This is a genomic window from Montanilutibacter psychrotolerans (genome assembly GCF_003719825.1).
In the GTDB taxonomy this organism is placed as follows: Bacteria; Pseudomonadota; Gammaproteobacteria; order Xanthomonadales; family Xanthomonadaceae; genus Montanilutibacter; species Montanilutibacter psychrotolerans.
On the sequence record NZ_RIBS01000005.1, the window covers coordinates 206,356 to 227,385 of the forward strand.

At 67.0% G+C, this 21,030-nt stretch carries 19 protein-coding genes; 10 read left to right on the plus strand and 9 right to left on the minus strand.

Going from position 1 to position 21,030, the window contains the following annotated elements:
- Positions 1–94: 94 nt before the first annotated feature.
- Positions 95–532, minus strand: a complete 438-nt coding sequence (locus tag EER27_RS12105) for a c-type cytochrome (RefSeq protein WP_123088367.1) — start codon at positions 530–532, stop codon at positions 95–97.
- A gap of 14 nt (positions 533–546) precedes the next feature.
- Entirely contained in the window at positions 547–927 is a 381-nt protein-coding gene (locus tag EER27_RS12110; protein WP_123088508.1) for a c-type cytochrome, read from the minus strand.
- 263 nt (positions 928–1,190) lie between these two features.
- Here EER27_RS12110 and EER27_RS12115 point away from each other — a divergent pair, with 263 nt between their 5' ends.
- The 3 genes from EER27_RS12115 to EER27_RS12125 are packed head-to-tail and all read left to right on the plus strand — an operon-like array spanning position 1,191 to position 8,991.
- Entirely contained in the window at positions 1,191–2,333 is a 1,143-nt protein-coding gene (locus EER27_RS12115) for an efflux RND transporter periplasmic adaptor subunit (protein WP_123088368.1), read from the plus strand.
- Positions 2,334–2,347: 14 nt separating this feature from the next.
- The gene (locus tag EER27_RS12120) at positions 2,348–5,860 is read left to right on the plus strand and encodes an efflux RND transporter permease subunit (protein WP_223807306.1); all 3,513 of its coding nucleotides are present in this window, start codon (positions 2,348–2,350) and stop codon (positions 5,858–5,860) included.
- On the plus strand, positions 5,857–8,991 hold the full coding sequence (locus EER27_RS12125; RefSeq protein ID WP_123088369.1) for an efflux RND transporter permease subunit: 3,135 nt from the start codon (positions 5,857–5,859) through the stop codon (positions 8,989–8,991). The genes EER27_RS12120 and EER27_RS12125 overlap by 4 nt, the downstream gene beginning before the upstream one ends.
- Before the next feature lie 113 nt (positions 8,992–9,104).
- On the opposite strand, the gene sbcB is transcribed toward EER27_RS12125, so the two are convergent.
- The 4 genes from sbcB to EER27_RS12145 form a co-directional block, all read right to left on the minus strand.
- Entirely contained in the window at positions 9,105–10,550 is a 1,446-nt protein-coding gene (gene sbcB / locus EER27_RS12130; RefSeq protein WP_123088370.1) for an exodeoxyribonuclease I, read from the minus strand.
- A 3-nt stretch (positions 10,551–10,553) separates the two neighbouring features.
- Positions 10,554–11,954 (minus strand): FAD-dependent oxidoreductase, encoded by a 1,401-nt coding sequence (locus tag EER27_RS12135; RefSeq protein WP_223807307.1) that lies wholly within the window; start codon positions 11,952–11,954, stop codon positions 10,554–10,556.
- Positions 11,955–12,043: 89 nt separating this feature from the next.
- Positions 12,044–13,333, minus strand: coding sequence for a kynureninase (kynU, locus tag EER27_RS12140; RefSeq protein WP_123088511.1), 1,290 nt, complete (start codon positions 13,331–13,333; stop codon positions 12,044–12,046).
- Between the two features lie 93 nt (positions 13,334–13,426).
- The gene (locus EER27_RS12145; protein ID WP_123088512.1) at positions 13,427–14,437 is read right to left on the minus strand and encodes an amidohydrolase family protein; all 1,011 of its coding nucleotides are present in this window, start codon (positions 14,435–14,437) and stop codon (positions 13,427–13,429) included.
- Between the two features lie 315 nt (positions 14,438–14,752).
- Between EER27_RS12145 and EER27_RS12150 the strand changes: the two genes are divergently transcribed.
- The 7 genes from EER27_RS12150 (at position 14,753) to EER27_RS12180 (ending at position 19,017) form a co-directional block, all read left to right on the plus strand.
- On the plus strand, positions 14,753–15,163 hold the full coding sequence (locus EER27_RS12150) for a hypothetical protein (RefSeq protein WP_190285766.1): 411 nt from the start codon (positions 14,753–14,755) through the stop codon (positions 15,161–15,163).
- A gap of 272 nt (positions 15,164–15,435) precedes the next feature.
- Complete coding sequence (locus EER27_RS12155) at positions 15,436–15,711, plus strand: DUF2798 domain-containing protein (protein WP_123088372.1); 276 nt, start codon at positions 15,436–15,438, stop codon at positions 15,709–15,711.
- Positions 15,712–16,091: 380 nt separating this feature from the next.
- Positions 16,092–16,481 (plus strand): VOC family protein, encoded by a 390-nt coding sequence (locus EER27_RS12160; protein ID WP_123088373.1) that lies wholly within the window; start codon positions 16,092–16,094, stop codon positions 16,479–16,481.
- 87 nt (positions 16,482–16,568) lie between these two features.
- Complete coding sequence (locus tag EER27_RS12165; protein WP_123088374.1) at positions 16,569–17,030, plus strand: DMP19 family protein; 462 nt, start codon at positions 16,569–16,571, stop codon at positions 17,028–17,030.
- 141 nt (positions 17,031–17,171) lie between these two features.
- Positions 17,172–17,609, plus strand: coding sequence for a GFA family protein (locus EER27_RS12170; protein ID WP_223807308.1), 438 nt, complete (start codon positions 17,172–17,174; stop codon positions 17,607–17,609).
- Between the two features lie 306 nt (positions 17,610–17,915).
- Complete coding sequence (locus tag EER27_RS12175; protein WP_123088375.1) at positions 17,916–18,344, plus strand: cupin domain-containing protein; 429 nt, start codon at positions 17,916–17,918, stop codon at positions 18,342–18,344.
- A 148-nt stretch (positions 18,345–18,492) separates the two neighbouring features.
- Entirely contained in the window at positions 18,493–19,017 is a 525-nt protein-coding gene (locus EER27_RS12180; protein ID WP_123088376.1) for a GNAT family N-acetyltransferase, read from the plus strand.
- 124 nt (positions 19,018–19,141) lie between these two features.
- On the opposite strand, the gene EER27_RS12185 is transcribed toward EER27_RS12180, so the two are convergent.
- The 3 genes from EER27_RS12185 to can all read right to left on the minus strand — a co-directional run bounded on the left by EER27_RS12185 (position 19,142) and on the right by can (position 20,997).
- Complete coding sequence (locus EER27_RS12185; protein ID WP_123088377.1) at positions 19,142–19,672, minus strand: 3-hydroxyanthranilate 3,4-dioxygenase; 531 nt, start codon at positions 19,670–19,672, stop codon at positions 19,142–19,144.
- Between the two features lie 127 nt (positions 19,673–19,799).
- A complete protein-coding gene (locus tag EER27_RS12190; protein WP_123088378.1) occupies positions 19,800–20,252 on the minus strand; it encodes a RidA family protein in 453 nt (150 codons plus the stop codon).
- A 91-nt stretch (positions 20,253–20,343) separates the two neighbouring features.
- Positions 20,344–20,997: a carbonate dehydratase gene (gene can / locus EER27_RS12195; RefSeq protein ID WP_123088379.1), complete on the minus strand. Its 654-nt coding sequence runs from the start codon at positions 20,995–20,997 to the stop codon at positions 20,344–20,346.
- Positions 20,998–21,030: the final 33 nt, after the last annotated feature.

Genomic DNA, 21,030 nt, shown 5'->3' on the forward strand with positions numbered 1-21,030 from the left:
GGCTTTCCGCAGCCAGCACCCGCCCGCACAAAACGAAACGGCCCGCATGCGCGGGCCGTTCTGCTTGATTGGCGCGCGTGGCGCCAGTCGATGCTTACTCGATGCCGTGCAGATCGCGCAGCTGACCGGTGCGCGAGCCGAAGTAGGCTGCCAGGTCGGCAATCTGCTGATCGCTGAGTTCCTTGGCCTGGCTCGACATCAGGGCGTGCTCGCGCTTGCCGTCGCGGTAGCCCTGCAGTGCGTGCGCGATGTAGTCGTGGTACTGGCCGCCGAGCTTGGGGTAGGTCGGATCGATCGGGGCATTGCCTTCGGCGCCGTGGCAATCGACACAGGACTGGCCGGTGGCCTTGCCCTTGGTGCTGGCGAGCTTCTCGCCGGCGGCGACATGACCGGAGGGCAGGCCTGCCGAGGACGAGGTGGCATGCGCGGCTTCGGCGTGGTCGCCGGCAGCGGCGGCCGGTTCGTGCGATTCCTGCGAGCAACCCACGGTGAGCGCGGCGAGCAGGGCAATGGCGAGGTAACGAGTCGTCATGGGCTTGGGCTCACTCACTTCAGGGTCGACAGGAAGGCGGCAATGTCGGCGATGTCCTGGTCAGAGAAGCTCTGCGCCTGGGCCTGCATCGTCGGGTGCTTGCGCGTGCCCTTCTTGTAGTCGGTGAGTGCGTTGGTCAGGTACGCCGTTGACTGGCCGCCGATACGCGGCACGTGGTAGTTCGGGTAGGCGTTCTTGTAGCCCTCGACGCCGTGACAACCCTGGCAGGTGTACGTTAGCTGCCTGCCGGTCTCGGCATTGCCGGTCGGCGCGGTTGCGGTGGACGCCGCGGCGGCGGCCGGGGCGGTGGTGGCCGGTGCAGCCGGGGCCTGGGCAAGCGCTGCGAAGGCAGCGGTGGTCAGGGCCAAGCAGGCGGCGATCGTCAGCGGTCGCATCATGTCGTAGTCCGCAATCTCGTATGGCTAGCGAAGGGCTTGTAGCTGGCTGCGCGTGGCTGGCATGGCTGCCGGGGCCGCGCATAAGTGACGAAGTATAGCTTGCGACGCTCGCGCTTCGTAGCCGTGCCGACGGGCGCCTCCCGTTTGGCTGGACGACGGTCACCATGACCTTCGGCGGATGGAGATGTCGGAAGTCGGTGATATACCTATCTACAACACCGGCATACGCCGAACCCCAGCCTATCCAGGACTCTCCGGACATGATCCGACAGCACATTTCGCAAGGACAGGGAATCGTCCGCACTTCCGCCCTCGTACTGGCTTGCCTGCTCGCGCTGGGCGCCTGCAACGGGAAGGGCCCCGGAGAGGCTCAGGCCAAGGCCGCCGAAGAGAACAAGGTCGAAGCGGTTCCGGTCGAGGTCGCCAAGGCCAGCCGCCGCGAGATCGCCGCCAGCTACACCGGCACGGCACCGCTGGAAGCACGCGCCGAGTCGCAGGTGGTCGCCAAGACCTCGGGCGTCGCGCTGTCGGTGCTGGTCGAGGAAGGCCAGATGGTGCAGGCTGGGCAGACCCTGGTGCGCCTGGATGCCGAGCGCGCGGCCCTGCAGGTCGAACAGACCGCCGCGCAGATGCACAAGCTCGAGAACAACTACGCCCGGTCCAGCCAGCTGGCCCAGCAGAAGCTGGTCAGCGCCAGCGACCACGATCAGATCCGCTACGACCTTGAGAACCTGCGTGCCGCGCACCGCATGGCCCGTCTGGAGCTGTCGTACGCCAACGTGACCGCGCCGATCTCGGGCGTGGTTGCCTCGCGTTCGATCAAGACCGGCAACTTCGTGCAGATCAACACGCCGATCTTCCGCATCGTCGACGTCTCGCAGCTGGAAGCCACCCTCAACGTGCCCGAGCGCGAGCTGGCCACGCTCAAGGCCGGTCTGCCCGTGCAGCTGCAGGTCGATGCGCTGCCGGGCCAGACGTTCACCGGCAGCGTCGATCGCGTCTCGCCCGTCGTGGATTCGGGCAGCGGCACGTTCCGCGTGGTGTGTTCGTTCGACGGCGGCGGCGTGCTGCAGCCGGGCATGTTCGGACGCATCGGCATCGCCTACGACCAGCGCAACAACGCCCTCGTGGTGCCGCGCGCGGCGCTGCTCGATGGCGAAGCCGACCAGGCCGTGTACGTGGTGCGTGACGGCAAGGTCGCGCGCACGACCGTGAAGCTGGGCTACCTCGATGGTGCCTGGGCCGAGATCCGCGAAGGCGTGAAGGAAGGCGAACAGGTGGTCGTGGCTGGCAAGGCAGCGTTGCGTGACGGCACCGTCGTGCAGGTGCTCGCACAGGCCACCGCGGCGGTTGCCGCCGCCGCCAAGCCGGCGGCCGCCAAGCCCGCTGCCGAACAGCACTAAGCCCGGAGACCACCGTGAGCGAGCCCAAACACCCGGCGCCACCCGCCGAGCACGGACACGCGTCCGCCGGCTTCAACCTCGTCGAATTCTCCACGCGTCGCCGCGTCACCGTGGCGATGTTCTGGATCACGATGTTCCTGTTCGGTGGCCTGGCGCTGATGTCGCTCAAGGTCAACCTGCTGCCCGATCTGAGCTACCCGACGTTGACGGTGCGCACCGAATACGTCGGTGCGGCACCTTCCGAAATCGAGACGCTGATTTCCGAGCCCGTCGAGGAAGCGGTCGGCGTGGTGAAGGGCCTGCGCAAGCTGAAGTCGGTGTCGCGTACCGGACAGAGCGACATCGTGCTCGAGTTCGCCTGGGGCACCGACATGGACCAGGCCAGCCTGGACGTGCGCGACAAGATGGAAGTGCTGCAGTTGCCACTGGAGGCCAAGGCGCCGGTGCTGCTGCGTTTCAACCCGTCCACCGAGCCGGTGTTGCGCCTGGCCCTGTCGAGCAAGCTGGACAACGGCGCACCGAGCGAGGCGTCGATTGCGCGCCTGACCGCGTTGCGCCGTTATGCCGAGGATGAACTCAAGAAGCGCCTCGAACCCGTCGAGGGCGTCGCCGCGGTCAAGGTGGGTGGCGGTCTCGAGGACGAAGTCCAGATCGACATCGACCAGCAGAAGCTGGCCCAGCTGGGACTGCCGATCGACACGGTGATCACCCGCCTGCAGCAGGAGAACATCAACGCCTCCGGTGGTCGCCTCGAAGAGGGCTCGCAGCGCTACCTGGTGCGCACGGTCAACCAGTTCGCCAATGTGGCCGAAATCGGCGAGATGCTGGTGACCACGCGTTCGGCGTCTGGAGGCGACGCGCAGAGTGCCGCAGAGCAGATGGCGCGCGTAGCCGCCGCTACCGGTGATGCCAGCGCAATGGCCGCGGCGGCTTCGGTGCAGAGCGCGTCGTCGGGCAGCGGCGCCGCCGCTGGCGGCATGCCGGTGCGTTTGAAGGACGTCGCCGTGGTCCGCCAGGGCTACAAGGAGCGCGAGGCGATCATCCGCCTGGGCGGCACCGAAGCGGTCGAGCTGGCGATCTACAAGGAAGGCGATGCGAACACCGTGGCCACCGCCGATGCCATCCAGGAGCGGCTGACCGCGCTGAAGGAGCAACTGCCCAAGGACATCGAGATCTCGACCATCGATGACCAGTCGCAGTTCATCCGCCACGCAATCGCCGACGTGAAGAAGGACGCGGTAATCGGCGGCCTGCTGGCGATCCTGATCATCTTCCTGTTCCTGCGCGACGGCTGGAGCACGTTCGTTGTCGGCCTGTCGCTGCCGGTGTCGATCGTGGCGACATTCTTCTTCATGGACCAGTTCGGCCTGAGCCTCAACGTGATGTCGCTCGGCGGCCTCGCACTGGCGACCGGCCTGGTGGTGGACGACTCCATCGTCGTGCTCGAAAGCATCGCCAAGGCGCGCGAGCGCGGCCTGGGCATCCTCGAGGCCGCGATCACCGGCACCCGCGAAGTCAGCATGGCGGTGGTCGCGTCGACCTTGACCACCATCGCCGTGTTCCTGCCGCTGGTGTTCGTCGAAGGCATCGCCGGCCAGCTGTTCCGCGACCAGGCATTGACCGTCGCGCTCGCGATCGGCATTTCGCTGGTCGTGTCGATGACGCTGATTCCGATGCTGAGCGCCTTCAAGGGCCGTGCGCCGATGGCGTTCCCCGAAGAAGATCCGCATCCGCAGTGGCGCCCGACCTCGCGCGTGCTGAAGCCGTTGGCCGCCGTCGAACACGGCGTCAGCGCCGGCTTCCGCGGTGGTGCGTTCGGCCTGGCGTGGGCGTTCCTGCGTGCATGGCGGGGTCTGGTGGCAGTCGTCGGGCCGGTGATGCGCAAGGCCAGCGACATCGCGATGGCGCCGTACGGCCGCGCCGAACGCAGTTACCTCAGGGTCCTGCCGGCCGCCCTCGCGCGTCCCGGCCTGGTGCTTGGCGCGGCAACGGCGGTGTTCGTGCTGACATTGATGGCGGTGCCGCTGCTGGGTAGCGACCTGATCCCGCAATTGGCGCAGGACCGCTTCGAGATGACCGTCAAACTGCCGCCGGGCACGCCGTTGCGCGAGACCGATGCGCTGGTGTCCCAGCTGCAGCGCAAGCATGCCAAGGACGATGGCGTGGCCTCGCTGTACGGCGTCAGCGGCAGCGGCACGCGGCTCGACGCCAACCCCACCGAGAGCGGCGAGAACATCGGCAAGCTCACCGTGGTGATGGCCGATGGCGGCAACAAGAAGGTCGAGGCGGCTGAGACCGAGCGGCTGCGCGAGACGATGCGCGAGCATCCGTCTGCACAGGTCGACTTCGGCCGCCCGGAACTCTTCAGCTTCTCCACGCCACTGGAAATCGAACTGCGTGGCCAGGATCTGAAGACCATCGAGCAGGCCGGCAAGCAGATGGCCGAGATGCTGCGCGGTAACCCGCACTATGCCGACGTCAAGTCGACGGTCGAGCAGGGCTTCCCGGAGATCCAGATCCGCTTTGACCAGGATCGCGCCGGTGCGCTGGGCCTTACCACGCGGCAGATCGCCGACGCGGTGGTCAAGAAGGTGCGCGGTGAAGTGGCCACGCGTTACAGCTTCCGCGACCGCAAGATCGACGTGCTGGTGCGTGCCCGCGAAAGCGACCGTGCCTCGCTCGACGACATCCGCCGCCTGATCGTGAATCCCGGCAGCAGCCGTCCGGTGACGCTGGACTCGGTGGCCGAAGTCAACACCACCACCGGTCCCAGCGAGATCCACCGCGCCGACCAGGTGCGTGTGGCGATCGTCTCGGCGAACCTGCGCGACATCGATCTGGGCGGTGCGGTGAGTGAAGTGGAGGCCATGGTCGCGGCCAAGCCGCTCAGCGCCGAGGTGCAGATGCACATCGGTGGCCAGGGCGCCGAACTGGCCGAATCGGTGCGCTCGCTGCTGTTCGCGTTCGCGCTCGCGGTGTTCCTGGTCTACCTGGTGATGGCGTCGCAGTTCGAGTCGCTGCTGCACCCGTTCGTGATCCTGTTCACCATCCCGCTGGCGATGGTCGGTGCGGTACTGGCGTTGCTGATGACCGGATCGACGGTGTCGGTGGTCGTGTTCATCGGCCTGATCCTGCTGGTGGGACTGGTGACCAAGAACGCGATCATCCTGATCGACAAGGTCAACCAGCTTCGCGAGGCCGGCGTGGCCAAGCAGGAAGCGCTGGTCGAGGGTGCGCGTTCGCGCCTGCGGCCGATCATCATGACCACGATGTGCACGCTGTTCGGCTTCCTGCCGCTCGCACTGGCGATGGGCGAGGGTGCCGAAGTGCGTTCGCCGATGGCCATCACCGTGATCGGTGGCCTGCTGGTGTCGACGCTGCTGACGCTGCTGGTGATCCCGGTGGTGTACGACCGCCTCGATCGTCGTGCCGACGAGCACTACCGCGCACGCGGCCGCCGCCATGCCGGCGCCGACGCCGCGTCGCCAACGCCGGCCAATGGACTGGCGGGGGAGGCTGACGCATGAGCATCGCCGAGCTGAGCATCCGCAGGCCCGTCTCGGCGATCATGCTGTTCGTGTCGCTGGTGGTGGTCGGGCTGATCGCGGCGGTGCGGTTGCCGCTGGAGTCGTTCCCCGACATCACCGCGCCGTACCTGGTGGTGTCGCTGCCTTACAGCGGGTCGACGCCCGACGAGATCGAACGCACGGTGCTGCGCCCGGCCGAGGAAGCGCTGGCAACCATGACCGGCATCAAGCGGCTGATGGGCAACGCCCAGGCGGACGCGGCGCAGGTGGTGCTGGAGTTCTCCGACTGGGACCGCGACATCTCCATTGCCGCCTCCGACGCACGCGAGCGGCTCGATGCCGTGCGCGAGCAGTTCCCCGAGGACCTGCGTCGCTACCTGGTGTTCAAGGCCTGGTCGAGCAACGACGAGGCGGTGTTGCGCGTGCGCCTGGCCGGCAACATGGACCTCAGTCGCGAGTACGAGCTGATCGATCGCGAGTTCAAGCGGCGTATCGAACGCGTGCCCGGCGTGGCCCGCGTCGAGATCGCCGGCGCCGCACCGAACGAGGTCGAGGTGGCGATCCTTCCCGATCGCCTGACCGCGCACAACCTGGGCATCAACGAGATCGAAGAACGCCTGCGCGCGGTCAACTTCTCCGTGTCGGCCGGGCAGATCGAGGACGGTGGTCGCCGTCTTCGGGTCCAGCCGCAGGGCGAACTCACCGAGCTCTCGCAACTGCGTGACGTCGTCCTCAACGACAGCGGCGTGCGCCTGGGCGACATCGCCGACGTGCGCCTGAAGCAGGCGCGCGTTGACACCGCACGCCGGCTCGATGGCCGGCCGGCGGTGGGCCTGGAGATCTTCAAGGAGCAGACCGCCAACCTGGTTGAAGTGTCGCGGTTGTCGCTGGAAGAGATCGAGAAGATCCGCCAGACGCCCGCGATGCGGGACGTGGACATCAAGATCATCCAGAACCAGGGCGCCGAGGTGACCACCTCGCTGACCGAGCTGGCAGAGGCGGGTGGCGTCGGCCTGTTGCTGTCGATGGCCGTGCTGTTCTTCTTCCTGCGCCACTGGCCGTCCACGCTCATGGTGACCCTGGCGATCCCGATCTGCTTCGTGATGACGCTGGGCTTCATGTACTTCGTCGGCGTCACGCTCAACATCCTGTCGATGATGGGTCTGCTGTTGGCCGTGGGCATGCTGGTCGACAACGCCGTCGTGGTTGTCGAAAGCATCTACCAGGAACGCGAGCGCATGCCCGGTCAACCGGTGCAGGCCTCGATCGTGGGCACCCGCAACGTCGCGATCGCGCTGTCGGCCGGCACCCTGTGCCACTGCATCGTGTTCGTGCCCAACCTGTTTGGCACCACCAACCAGATCAGCATCTTCATGACCCAGATCGCGATCACCATCTCGGTGTCGCTGCTGGCGTCGTGGCTGGTGGCGGTCAGCCTGATCCCGATGCTGTCGGCACGGATGAAGACGCCGCCGGCGGTTGCCTCGCATGGCGGATTGATCCGGCGCATGCAGGATCGGTATGCGCGTCTGCTGCGCTGGTCGCTGGAGCATCGCGGCAAGAGCATCATTGGCATGATGCTGATCGTGGCGGTCAGCGTTTTCCCGATGACCCAGACCAAGTTCGACATGTTCGGCGGCGAAGACGACAACGAAGTCAACGTCTACTACCAGTGGAACGGCAGTTACACCAAGGAGCAGATGGGCGTCGAGGTGCTGCGCGTCGAGAACTTCCTGGAAACCAACCGCAAGCGCTTCAACATCAAGCAGATCTACTCGTTCTTCAGCGAGGGTGGTGGCGGCGACGCCGGCACCATGGTCACCTTTGCTGAGGGGGCCGGCGAGATCAAGCCGCTGGTCGACAAGATCAGCAAGGAACTGCCGAAGTCGGCGCGCGCGAAGATCGGTATCGGCAACGACGGTGGCGGCCCGGGCGGCGGCGACAAGGAAGTGCAGGTCGAGCTGGTTGGCGATTCGACCAAGGTGCTGGCCGCCATCGCACAGGACATCGTGCCGATTCTGGCGCGCAACAAGGAACTGCGCGATGTGCGCATCGATGCGGGCGACCAGAGCGGCGAGTTGACCGTTCGCGTCGACCGCGAGCGTGCCGCTTCGTTCGGCTTCAGCGTGCAGCAGGTGTCGAGCTTCGTTGGCCTGGCGTTGCGCGGTGCGCAGTTGCGTGAGTTCCGTCGCGGCGACGAGGAAGTGCCGGTGTGGGTGCGCTTCGCCGGTGCCGAGCACTTCGGCATGGCGGACGTGGCGGCGTTCACGGTGCGCGCGCCCGATGGCCGCAACGTGCCGCTGCTGAGCATGGTCGACGTCCAGGTCACGCCCAGCGCCACGCAGATCAACCGCACCAATCGCCAGACGACGTTGACACTGAAGGCCAGCCTTGCCGGCAAGACCACCGTGCCGGAAGCCCGCAAGCTGCTTGAAGGCACGCTCAAGACCATCGCGTTCCCGGATGGCTACGGCTACTCCTTCGACGGCAGCGCGTTCCAGCGCGAAGACGAAGCCAGCGCGCAGATGATGTTCAACCTGCTGATCGCGCTGGTGATGATCTACGTGGTGATGGCGGCGGTGTTCGAATCGCTGTTGTTCCCCTCGGCGATCATGAGCTGCGTGGTGTTCTCGATCTTCGGCGTGTTCTGGCTGTTCTGGCTGACCGGTACGTCGTTCTCGATCATGGCCTTCATCGGCATCCTGGTGCTGATGGGCGTGGTGGTGAACAACGGCATCGTGATGATCGAGCACATCAACAACCTGCGTCGACGCGGACTGTCGCGCACCGATGCGCTGGTGGAAGGCAGTCGCGAACGCCTGCGCCCGATCCTGATGACGATGGGCACGGCGATCCTGGCGATGGTGCCGATCTCGATCGCCAACAGCGACGTCGGCAGCGACGGCCCGCCGTACTACGTGATGGCGCGTGCGATCGCCGGTGGCCTGGCGTTCTCGACGGTGATCAGCCTGCTGTTCCTGCCGACCATCTACGCGATGCTCGACGATCTCAGCACTGGCACGAAGCGCACGCTTGCACGGGCGCGGCGTCGCCGCGGCGAATCCCCGGTGAGCGATGCCGGCGATGCGACCGACGGCGGTGCGACCGACGGCGATGCGGTGCCGGTCTGACCGGGCACCGTTCGGAGGCTATCGGCGTGATGCCGGTAGCCTCCGGACGCACCTGAAGAAGGCAAGCGTTGCCTGCGCAGGATTCGAATGGGCCGGCATCGCGCCGGCCCGGTTCAGCCTTCCAGCTCGCTTTCGATGTTGCGGACCCATTGGGCCAGCTGGTCGAGCAGGGCGAGTTTTCCGGCATCGTCCCGATGCTGTTCGCGCACCGCCGCCAGCTCGGCAGCGAAGCTGGCGAACGTGTACTCCGACAGCCGACCTTCGCCCAGCAGCCGCTCGCGGCGGTACGCATTCCAACGGGTGCGTTCACCGGCATCCAGCGTGTGCGGCCAGTTGCGCGCACGGTAGCGGAACAGCAACTCCGGCAGGCGCGCGTCGCGGAAATCGAACACGGCCTCGCGCAGCGCCTCGGGCTGGGTGCTGCGCACCTTGGCGAACAGCCGCTTGTCGCCGTCGCCGATGAATCCGTCGTACAACGAGGCGTCGACGTCGCTGGGCTGTCGCGGGTGCTCGGTGGCAAACACGCGGCGAACCTTCTCCACCAGCTCCGGCCCGGCGTCGCGGATGCGATCGGCGTTGCGTGCCACCTCGTCCGGATCGATGCGCAGCCGCGCGAAGTCCCGCTCGCGCAGGTGTTCCCAGGGGATCAGGGCCGGGCAACGATTGAGGTGCACTTCCTTGAGCGCGATGCGGGTTTCGCCCTGCGCCAGCCGCTCGGCCGGCACGTACAGGCGGTCGGCGATCGCAGCGGGCTCCAGCGTCAACAGCGGGCCCGGGTCCTGCGCCAGGTCGAACACGATCACCCGGCTGTCGATGCGCGGGTGGCGCGCCAGCGGCATGACCGGTGCCGCGCACAGGCGCGTGGCCGGAAAGCGCTGCGAGACGTGCAGCACCGGCGTCATCGCGATGGTGTCGAGCAGGGTCGCCGCGTGGCGCTTGTCGCGCAGGCGCAGCGCGTAATTCCACAGTCGCGGTTGCGCGGTCTTGAGCTTGCGCGCCAGGCCGATCAGCGCGCGAACGTCGGAAAGCGCTTCGTGCGCATCGCCCTCGCGCACGCCGTTGGCCAACGCCAGGTGCTCGAGCTTGAACGACGGCGCGCCGTCCTCGCGCAGCGGCCACTGGATGCCGTCGGGCCGGAGGGCATGCGCCAGGCGCAGCACGTCCAGCAGGTCCCAGCGTGAGTTGCCGCCGCGCCACTCGCGCTCGTAGGCGTCGTGGAAGTTCCGGAACAGCCCGTGCCGAACGAACTCGTCGTCGAAGCGCAGCGAGTTGTAGCCCAGGCTGCAGGTCTGCGGCCGCGCCATCTCGTCGAAGATCAGCGCGAACGCCTCGGCTTCGCCCATGCCGTCGCGCAGCGCCTGCTGCGGTGCGATGCCGGTGATCAGGGTGGCGGTGGGCGAGGGCAGCAGGTCGTCGGCGGGCTTGACGAAGATGCTGATCGGCTCGTCGATCTCGTTGAGGTCGGCGTCGGTGCGGATGGCGGCGAACTGGGCGATCCGCGTCGTGCGTGGATCGGCACCAAAGGTTTCCAGGTCGTAGAACAGAAAGCTTGCGGGCATGCGTCAGGCGTCCGCCGGCAGCGGCGACAGGCGCTCGCGCACCGCCGCATCCACCGCGTCCCAATCGAGCGTGTCGATCGACGCGTGGTCGCGCGTCAGCTCGACCAGCAACTCGCGCTGCCGGTTGCCGCGCTCGAACGCCACCGAGTACGGCATGCGGTGGAAGGTCACCATCGCGTAGCGCGGCATGAAGCGATCGGGATGGCGCTGGGCCAGCCGCAGTTCGAGTGCGCGTTGCAGGAGGTAGTCGTCGTTGTCGACGCGATCGCGCATCTCGAGGTAGTTCTCCAGTGCCATCGCCTGGATCGCCCGAGAGTCGGGCAGGCGCTGCGCCTGGAACGCGGCGAATGCGGCGGCGCGGTCAGCGCCCGAGTCGAGGTGCTCGGCCAATGCAACGCAATCCTCGAACGCGCAGTTCATGCCCTGGCCGTGGAACGGCACCATCGCGTGCGCGGCATCGCCCAGCAGCACGGCGCGATCGTCCAGGTGCCACCGGTCCAGGTACAAGGTGGCCAGCAATCCCTTGGGATTGTGCTCGAAGTCGTGCTCCAGCCGGGGGATCAACGGCAAGGCGTCGGCGAAATCGCGCTCGAACAGCGCCCGCGCCTGCTCGCCGTTGCGCACGGTGTCGAAGCCGGGCACGCCGGCCGCGGGATCGCCTTCGTTGGGCAGGAACAGCGTCACGGTGAAGGTGCGCTCGTCGTTGGGCAGCGCGATGCACATGTAACGCCCGCGCGGCCAGATGTGCAGCGCGTTGGGCTCGATGCTGAAGCCACCGTCGCTGGTGGGCGGAATCTCCAGCTCCTTGTAGGAGTGGCCGAGGAAGTCGGTGCGTTCGCCCAGTTCGGACACCGCGTTCATCGCCGACCGCAGGGCCGAGCCCGCGCCGTCGGCTCCCACCAGGCTCTCGAAGGCGCTCTCGTGAAGGCTGCCGTCGCGGTCGTCCTCGAAGGCGACGGAGCGCCGGTCGAAGTCGACCGACGCCAGCCCACGGTGGAAGTGCAGGCGCGCGCCGGCCTGCTGCGCGATGTCGAGCAGGATCACATTGAGCTCGCCGCGATGCACCGACCAGATCACTTCGCTGTCGTCGCGGCCGTAACGCTGCAGGTCGGTGCGGCCGTCGAGAAAGTGCACCATGCGCCCGCGCATCATCACCGCCTGGGCCATCACCTCGTCGTCGCCGCCGGCCAGGCGCAGTGCGTGCAGGCCGCGTTCGGCCAATGCGAGGTTGATCGAACGCCCGCCCTGGAAGCCCTGGATGCGCGGGTCGCCGCGCTTTTCGTAGACGTCGACCTGCCAGCCACGTCGGGCGAGCAACGTCGCCAGCAGTGCGCCGGCCAGGCCGGCGCCGACAATGGTGATATGGCGTTCGCCGCCGGGCGTGGAGTGCTGCTGGCTGCTCAAGGTTTCGGCCCTTGCTCGTGCGTCCCGCCGATGCGGGAATGCGGTGTCGTCGTAGTTACCACGCCATGCCACGCGGGGCGAGCCGCGTGTCAGCCCAGTTCACGCCACACCTCGACTTCGCGGACGAAACGCAGCACGTCGGCGTGGGTGTTGTAGAGCGGGGCGGGCGAGATGCGGATCACGTCGGGCTCGCGCCAGTCGCCCAGCACGCCGTTGGCCGCCAGGTGGTCGAACAGCGCGCGACCTGCCTCGCGTCCGCGCAACCCGCGCCCGCCGATCACGCGCAGTGACAACTGGCAGCCGCGGCGCTCTGGCTCGACGGGCGTCAGGATCTCCAGCGTCTCGGCCAGTCGTAGCCGGATCAACGCTTCCAGGTAGCCGGTCAGGCGCAGCGACTTGCCGCGTAGCGCCGGCATGCCGACCTCTTCGAACAGATCCAGCGAGGCGCGCAGCGGCGCCAGCCCGAGAATCGGCGGGTTACTGAGCTGCCACCCCTCGGCGCCCGGCGAGGGCACGAACTGGGGCCCCATCTTGAAGCGCGTCGCCGCCTCGTGGCCCCACCAGCCGGCGAAGCGGGGCAGATCCGCCTGCGCGTGGCGCTCATGCACGAAGCAGCCGGCAACGGCGCCCGGGCCGGAGTTCAGGTACTTGTAGTGGCACCACACCGCGAAATCGACGTTGCTGTCGTGCAGGGCCAGCTCCAGGTTGCCCACGCCGTGCGCGAGATCGAAACCGCACGCGGCGCCCTGCGCATGCGCGAGCGCGGTGATGGCCTTGATATCGAACGCCTGGCCGGTGCGGTACTGCACGCCGGGCCACAGCACCAGCGCCAGGCGCGGGCCGTGCTCGGCGATCGCACGTTCGATGGCGCCCATCGAGAAGCGGCCGCCGGGTTCGTCGGGTTCGATCTCGATCAGGTCGGTCGCGGGGTCGAAACCGTGGAAGGCGACCTGCGACGCAACCGCGTGGCGGTCCGACGGAAACGCGCCGGCCTCGATCAGGATGGCCGGGCGCTCGCGCGTGGGCCGATAGAAGCTGACCATCATCAGGTGCAGGTTGGCTGTCAGCGAGTTCATCGCCACCACTTCGACCGGCTTGGCACCCACCAGTCGAGCCAGTGGCTCGCGCACCAGCTCGTGGTAGCTCATCCATTGCGCGTCGCCGCTGAAATGGCCTTCGACGGCCTCGTGCTCCCACTTGCCGAGCACCACTTCGATGTGGGCGCGTGCGCCGCGCGGCTGCAGGCCCAGGGAGTTGCCGACGAAGTAGGCCATCTCGCGGCCGCCGTGCTGCGGAATCAGAAAGCGATCGCGCAGGGTCGGCAACGGGTCGGCGGCATCGAGGGCGAGGGCGTGCTGTTCGGAATACAGGTCGGTCACGTGTTGCGGGTCCTTGGCATCGTCCGGCATGGCCGGGTGGGGCGAGTGTGGTGGCGGGCGGTCTGGGCGAGCGGTGCGGCCGCGTACCGGGCGCTAGGCGAAGCGTGCCTTCGACAGCCCCAGCCATTCCAGCGCGGTGCCATGGTAGAGGCGTGCCTGCTCGGCGGCGTCCAGACCGAGCGAGGCAATGCCGGCCCCCGGTGTCTGCTCGCCCAGCGGGAACGGGTAGTCGGTGCCCAGCATCACCCGCGATACGCCGCAGGTGTCGAGCAGGTAACGCAGCGCACGGTCGTCGGCCACCCAGGAATCGAAGTACAGGCGGTCCAGGTACTCGCGCGGATTGCGCGGGTTGTCGGTGGCCACCAGGTCCGGGCGCATGTTGAAACCGTGCTCGATGCGGCCGATGGTGTAGGGGAAGCTGCCGCCGCCGTGGGCCATGCAGATCTTCAGCTTGGGCAGGCGTTCGAGCACGCCGCCAAACACCAGGCAACAGGCCGCGCGCGATTGCTCGGCCGGCATGCCGACCAGCCACGGCAGCCAGTACTTGGGCATCGACGCCGTACCCATCATGTCCCAGGGGTGCACCAGGACGGCCGCGCCCAGCTCGCTGGCCGCCTCGAAGAACTCGAACAGCTCCGGCGCGTCCAGGTTCCAGTCGTTGACGTGGCTGCCGATCTGCACGCCTTGCAGGCCGAGCTGGTCCATGCAGCGCTCGAGCTCCTGCACCGCCAGACGAGGCGACTGCAGTGGCACCGTGCCGATACCAGCGTAGTGCCGCGGGAAGTCCCGGCAAGCCTGCGCCATGTGGTCGTTGAGCGCCTGGTGCAGTTCCAGCGCGTGCTGCGCCTTGGCCCAGTAGCTGAACATCACCGGCACGGTGCTGATGACCTGCACCTGCACGCCAAACCGGGCGTAGTCGTCGATGCGCTCCTGTTCGTCCCAGGTCTTGGACCAGATCTCCCGGAAGAACTTGCCGTCCTTGTAGATCCGGTGCCGCCCGTCCTCGGTGTGGTGGATCACCGGGAAGCGGTTGTCCCCGTACTTGCGTGCGAGGTCCGGCCAGTCGCGCGGCAGGTAATGGGCATGGATGTCGATCTTGAGCATGGGCCCGAGTTTACGGCCTTGGGTGCGCATGCGGATCGTCGGGCTGCCCGTGCCGTCCGGGCCGTCGCGCGACCCGCCCGAGACCACTGGTTCGACATTCCGCTGGCCGGCCGCCGCCATGGCGTTGGGCGTGCGGCCTCCGGCGCACGTGTTCGCCGCGGTGGTGGTGGGTACCCGGCGGTTGGTTCAAACTCGATGGACGTTCGGGCGGGTCGGCAGGGCGACGCCAGCGACGATGGCGTGCTGGTGCGAAGGCGTGCTCGTGCGAAAGCCGCGAGGGGACAAACCCAGGTGCCAGCGCCAATGAAGCTCGTCATGCTGCTGCTGTTGCTGCCCGTGACTGCGATGACGGCGGCCTTGGGTGCACCACTGGACCCGGCACTGGACCCGGTCAGCCGTCCGGCTCCCGCCGATTCCCCATCAGCGTCGGAAGGGTCGGGGATTCGCCCGCCCGCCCACGATGCCTGCGAGGTGCCGGGCAAGGCGATCCAGTGGCAGGTGGACTACTGCCTTTTCCGTTCGGAAACGGACGATGTGATTGCGGCGCAGCCGTGCATGGACCGCGAGGGCACGCGCCGTTTCAGCAGTGAGTGCGCTCGCAAGCGCCATTACAAACACCGCTTGTGCGAACTCCAGGTCGGCGCTGGCGTCCGCGAAGGCTCGATCGAGCAGTGCGTGCGGGACCCGGAATTTTCCGGCAGAGCCGTTCGCAACGACGGTGTGTGACGTAAGCGCGCGTGGCGATGGTCCGAGGCCGATCGCGTCGACAACACCTGGCACCACGCTGCCCACCCGACACCGCGCGCCCAGACCGCAGCGCCTCGTGACGCGGGTTGTTTTTCGCGAGTCCGTCACCTAGCATTTTGCCCGCGACCCAGTCATCGATCGCCGTAAGCGTTCACGTCAACCAACGCGCCAACCCTCCCGGTACTGCCGGGGCGGTGTCTCACGCTGCATGTGAGAAGGCGCCTTGCGAGACCGGATTACGGAGATTCAAGATGAAGAATGTTTCAAGGCACACGTCGCGCACCTTCCTGGGGCTACCCAAACTTCCCGCGCGCTACGCATCGCTGGTGGTGCCGTTGCTGCTGTCGGTGTTCATGACCTGCATCGTGTCCCTCATCAGCACCTTCAAAGGCATTGGTGCCGACCCGCACTTCATGCGGGTGTGGTTGGGGGCCTGGTTGATTTCCTGGGCCGTCGCGTTTCCGACGTTGCTGCTGGTGCTGCCCGTCGTACGCAAGGTCACTGCCGCGCTCGTCGAGATGACCTAGCGAGGCAACACGCCGGGCGGCGTTGCCGCTCGGCTGGTTTTCGAAGAGCGTGCAGGGCCGATCCGCCAGCCCGCGCTGCCTGCTGGCGGGCGTGTCAGCCCGCGACGCGTTGTGAATCGTCCTGGGCTGCGCGGTGTTGGGCACGCTGGTGTTCTCGACCGCGCCGGAGCGGCGGACGTACCGCTCGCTGCGCCGCGTGTTCGACGGTACGCTTGCGCTGACGTTCGGCGCTGCGCCGTTGTCCAGGGCGCCGACTGCCTGACGGCGACCAAGGGGCAGTCGGTCGCCACCGAGCGCTCCGGATGCACGCCGACCTCGCGGGATTCAGGAAGAACGCTTCAGCAGCAATGCTTTGGTAGGAACGCTTCACGAGGAGCACCATGACGATCTGTCTCGATCACCTCATCGTGCCGTCCCACGACAAGGCCGCGTCGGCGAAGCGACTGGCGGACATCCTGGGCGTGCCGTGGTCCGAACACGGTGTCGGCCCGTTCTGCCCGGTGTACGTGAACGACGGGCTGACGCTGGATTTCGACGAAACCAGCGAACCGTTTCCGACGCAGCACTACTGCTTCCGTGTCGCACCGGACGAGTTCGACGCCATCCTGGCCAGGATCCGGGCGGCCGGCATCGCGTACCGCAGCACACCGCTCGGGCCCACCGACATGCAGGTCAACACGCATCACGGCGGCACCATCGTGTACTGGAACGAGCCGCCGGGCCACGTCTGGGAGTTGCTGACCGTCAGCTATGCACGCCAGCCGGCGTGATCGCTGATGATTGCGATTGGCGTCGCCCTCGGGGTGTGCGCCGGAACCCCGACTTCCTCATCCCGTCCACCCCGGGGATTGGCACCCATGACCACCCTCGTAACCGCCGCCGAATTGGCGGAACTGGCAGAGCAGATTCACCTGGCCATCCAGGAGCGCGGCGGGGAGCGTCCACCGCTTGACGTCGAGTTCGTTTCCCTGGCCGGGTACTTCAGCGTGGAAGTCACCAAGGGCGGTTTCGCGCAGCTGCTCTACAACCTCCAGGGCGAGTACCTGGGGGAGATCGAGCAGATGCTGGTCGCGGCACCTGCGCCGGTCGCGCACGCGCACTACGCGCAGGCGATCCGCGCGTGCCTGGACGTCACCGAGGATTACCAGGCATTCCTGGCCAGCGACTACCTCGAGCCCAACGCCCTGAGGGACACGCTGCACGGCATCTCGGTGGCGTACTTCAGCACCCGGGTGGAGTTCCTGTCGGAAATGCAGGACTTCATCCAGCGCACCCTCGGCGCGGTACACGAATGGGTGCAGGCGCCTGCCGATTCCTGACGTCTCGACGCGGCGAATTCCGCTTGTGCCCCGATGCACGGCCATTGAAACTGCATCCACGAGTGCAGGGCGGCCAGCCGCGTCCCGCCATCAAACGGCGCGCAGCACATCCCCGCAGCACATCACCGCAGCAACGGACCCATGCACATGTTGATCCACGGCAAGTGCCATTGCGGAAACATTGCCTTCTCGCTGGACTGGCAGCCCGATCCGCTGGAGATTCCGGCCCGTGCCTGCGATTGCTCGTTCTGCACGAAGCACGGCGGTGTCTGGACATCGCACCCCAGCGGCGCCCTGCAAGTGCGGGTGCAGGAACCATCGCTGGTGTCGAGATACGCCTTCGGCACCGGTACCGCCGACTTCCACGCCTGCGCACGCTGCGGCGTAGTGCCCGTCGTCACCAGCCTGATCGACGGGCATCTGTACGCCGTGGTCAGCGTCAACGCGTTCGAGGACGTGGATCCGTCGATGATCCGCCATGCCTCGGCGACCTTCGGCGACGAAAAAACCCAGTCGCGGCTCGATCGGCGAACGCGCAACTGGATCGCCAACGTCGCGTATGTGGAGGGTGGGGCCTGAACTTCGACGGGGCGATGTCGCCATGGCGATGTCGCTATCGTGTTCGAGGCCGTTCCGCCCGCTGCATTGCCCGCGATTGCGTCGTTGCTGGCCGTGACGGCAGGGCGGCGGCCCCGCGGTGCCGAACCTGCGAAACTCAGGTTGTCCGAGCCGGCGATCGAAGCCATCTGGCCGATGCGACTGCTGGCGGTACTTCTGGAGCAACCGCAATACGCGGTTCGTGCGGTATGACTGGGCAACTGAGCGCGGCGCCAGGGCAGACCGGAACGGCCCAATCCGAATCGTGTTTCGACCGTGGAGAAAGACATGAGTGATCCCACCGACTACCCGTATGCCACGCACTTGGACGTGGCGTTCCCCGCGCTCGAGATGGTGGACGTGCCCGCGTTGGTGAAGGCGTGCACGGATCGCTGGTACAACCAGACGTTGTGCAAGGTCAACGACTCGGTGGTGCGTCTTGGCGTGATGCAGGGCGAATACCATTGGCACAAACACGATTACGATGACGAGTTCTTCTTCGTGCTCGATGGTCACTTCATCATCGACCTGGAAGGGCGCACCATCGACCTGCAACGGCATGAAGGCTTCGTGGTTCCCAGGGGCATCGTCCATCGGACGCGTGCGCCGGACCGGGCAGTGATCCTCATGGTGGAAACCGCGGCCATCATCCCTACCGGCGATCCGCCAGGCGACCCAGCAGGCGATCCGACGGGGCATCCGACAGGCGATCGCTGACGTCCGCTCTGGCGGTTTCGCCGATGCGACAATCGCGATGCCTGCAACGCCCTACCTCGAACGGGCTGCGTTGAACCGCGCCCTGGCGGACTGGCGCAGGTATCCCTTGCCAACCACGTACGGATTTCCAGCCATCGTCCCTCATGCAATGACCACCGACCGCCTGGTGCTGAGACCCCCTGTCGAGTCGGACCTCCAGCGCCTGTTCGACATCTACGGCGACGCGCGCACCAACACCCACAACCCTGCCGGGCCGTTTGCCAACATCGACACGGCACGCACCGTGCTGACGGGGTGGATGGCGCATTGGCAGCAACACGGGTTCGGCAAGTGGGCGATCAGCGCCGCCGACGATCCATCGCACGTCATCGGCTTCGGCGGTATCGACCATCGCCGGTACATCGACGAGGACAAGATCAACCTGGGCTATCGCTTCGGCGTGGAGGCCTGGGGAAAGGGGTATGCGACCGAACTTGGGCGCGCGTCCCTTGCCCTTGCGTTTGACGCGCTGGGGTTGCCGGACGTGTTCGGCATCGTCCGACCGGCCAACACGGCGTCGATTCGCGTGCTCGAGAAAGTCGGCATGCACTGGGTCGGCGCCGTGGATGATGTGCCAGGCGCCGAGCCCAGCCGCCTGTACCGTGCCGAAAACGGCGGCGCCCAAAAGCGCTAGCGACCGACCATCGCGTGCTGGCGGCACCCAGCCTCGCGGGGCGATGCCGCGCATGTGACACGGGGGCTGCCGCCAAACGTATCGGCGGTGCAGGTTCCGAAGAGTGGCTGGCCGCTCGCGGTTCTCAGGTATCGGCCATCACGTACCGGGCCGGGGCGGGATTGACGTGCCCGCAGCCCCGGCAGCTGCGATGTTCGCGCGAGGAATAAAAGCGGTCGAACACCACCGGGAAATCCTGCTCGATGTCGTGCAAAGGAAAGAACTCCTCGTACAACTTGTGGTTGCAGCATTCGCAGAACCACATCAGGCCGTCGAGTTCGTGCGGCAGGCGGCGGCGTTCGATGACCAGTCCGATCGAACCCTCCATCCGCTGCGGCGAATGCGGTACGCGCGGTGGCAACAGGAACGTCTCTCCGGCCCGGATCGCGATATCGCGCACTGCGCCGTCCTCCTGGATGCGCAACACCATCTCGCCTTCGAGCTGGTAGAACCACTCGGCGCCTTCGTCCCAGTGATAGTCCGTGCGCGCGTTCGGCCCGCCGACCACCATCACGATGAAATCGCCGACGTAGACGACCTTGTTGCCAACCGGCGGCTTGAGAAGGTGGCGGTGCTCGTCGATCCAGGCCTGCAGGTTGAGCGGGTTGGGCAGCATGCGGGGCGTTCCTTGGGCGCGAGTGGGGGCGACAGCGGTGCGGCGGCGCTGCGCTGCAGTCTGCACCGAGGCGCGTTTGCCGATCAGGCCATGCCAATCAGATCATGCCGATCCAATCACGCTGCAGCTAGTCGTCGGCCAGCACCGCCACGCACTTCATCTCGATCGCGATCGGCGTGGGCAACGCCGTGATGCCGAGCGTGGTGCGGCACGGCGCGGCCTCCGCGCGGGGGAAGAACTCCGCCCAGACGCGGTTGTAGACGACGAAATCGCGCTCCATGTCGGTCAAAAACACGGTGACGTCGACCAGATCCTCGAAGCGTGCGCCGCTGGCTTCGAGCACCGCGCGCACATTGGCGAACGTGGCCCGGCACTGCTCGTCTATGTCGTAGCTGATCAGTCGGCCTTCGGCATCGTGGACGTTGCCGAGGATGGCGTTGCTGGCGGCGTCGCGTGGGCCGATGCCGGACAGGAACAACAGCCCGCCGACACGGCGTGCATGCGGGTAATGGCCGACCGGACGCGGCGCCGATGCGGCATGAATGGAGGAGGCGGGCTGGGTCTTGGTGGCGGTGTTCATGGGCACTCCATCGACGAGTGACGCGGGACGACGGTGCGGCGGGCATCGCCTGAACGCGGGTATGCCTCGCGGCGCCGACCGCCCCGCGGGTTCAACTGCGGGCGCGGATGCGGTCCAGGGCCGACGGGTACGACGCAGCCAGCGATTCGAGGCTGTCGACGTCGATGCCCAGGTCGGTCACCAGTCCATTCTGCAGGCTGTACACCCAACCGTGCACGGCAAGTGACTGACCGCGCGCCCAGGCGTCCTGGACGACCGTGGTCTGGCTCACGTTGACGACCTGTTCGAGGGCGTTCAGCTCGCACAGGCGGTCGTTTCGGTCGCTTTCGGACGCGTTGGTGTGCACGCAGTCGGCATGCTTGTCGGCGACATCGCCAACGTGACGGATCCAATTGTCCGCCAGGCCGATGCGACGCCCCGTGAGCGCCGCATGCACGCCGCCGCAACCGTAGTGCCCGACAACCAGGATGTGCTTGACCTTGAGCACGTCGACCGCGAACTGGATGACCGACAGGCAGTTGAGGTCGGTATGCACCACCACATTGGCGATGTTGCGGTGGACGAACACCTCGCCCGGCGCCATGTCGATGATCTGGTTGGCCGGAACGCGCGAGTCCGAGCAGCCGATCCAGAGGTATTCCGGCGCCTGCTGGCGCGACAGCGTCTGGAAAAACGCCGGGTCCTCGGCATTGATGCGCTCGGCCCATTCACGGTTCTTGCGCAGCAGGTCATCAAGGCGTTGCATCGGCGAGGGGTCCTTGTGGGAAGGGCGACGAGT

Coding starts and splice junctions, on each gene's coding strand:
- EER27_RS12115 (WP_123088368.1), top strand. CDS start 1,191: ATGATCCGACAGCACATTTCGCAAGGACAGGGAATCGTCCGCACTTCC.
- EER27_RS12180 (WP_123088376.1), top strand. CDS start 18,493: ATGACCACCGACCGCCTGGTGCTGAGACCCCCTGTCGAGTCGGACCTC.
- sbcB (WP_123088370.1), bottom strand. CDS start 10,550: ATGCCCGCAAGCTTTCTGTTCTACGACCTGGAAACCTTTGGTGCCGAT.
- EER27_RS12110 (WP_123088508.1), bottom strand. CDS start 927: ATGCGACCGCTGACGATCGCCGCCTGCTTGGCCCTGACCACCGCTGCC.
- EER27_RS12165 (WP_123088374.1), top strand. CDS start 16,569: ATGACCACCCTCGTAACCGCCGCCGAATTGGCGGAACTGGCAGAGCAG.
- EER27_RS12105 (WP_123088367.1), bottom strand. CDS start 532: ATGACGACTCGTTACCTCGCCATTGCCCTGCTCGCCGCGCTCACCGTG.
- EER27_RS12175 (WP_123088375.1), top strand. CDS start 17,916: ATGAGTGATCCCACCGACTACCCGTATGCCACGCACTTGGACGTGGCG.
- EER27_RS12170 (WP_223807308.1), top strand. CDS start 17,172: ATGCACATGTTGATCCACGGCAAGTGCCATTGCGGAAACATTGCCTTC.
- EER27_RS12125 (WP_123088369.1), top strand. CDS start 5,857: ATGAGCATCGCCGAGCTGAGCATCCGCAGGCCCGTCTCGGCGATCATG.
- EER27_RS12150 (WP_190285766.1), top strand. CDS start 14,753: ATGCTGCTGCTGTTGCTGCCCGTGACTGCGATGACGGCGGCCTTGGGT.
- EER27_RS12145 (WP_123088512.1), bottom strand. CDS start 14,437: ATGCTCAAGATCGACATCCATGCCCATTACCTGCCGCGCGACTGGCCG.
- EER27_RS12155 (WP_123088372.1), top strand. CDS start 15,436: ATGAAGAATGTTTCAAGGCACACGTCGCGCACCTTCCTGGGGCTACCC.
- EER27_RS12185 (WP_123088377.1), bottom strand. CDS start 19,672: ATGCTGCCCAACCCGCTCAACCTGCAGGCCTGGATCGACGAGCACCGC.
- EER27_RS12190 (WP_123088378.1), bottom strand. CDS start 20,252: ATGAACACCGCCACCAAGACCCAGCCCGCCTCCTCCATTCATGCCGCA.
- EER27_RS12160 (WP_123088373.1), top strand. CDS start 16,092: ATGACGATCTGTCTCGATCACCTCATCGTGCCGTCCCACGACAAGGCC.
- can (WP_123088379.1), bottom strand. CDS start 20,997: ATGCAACGCCTTGATGACCTGCTGCGCAAGAACCGTGAATGGGCCGAG.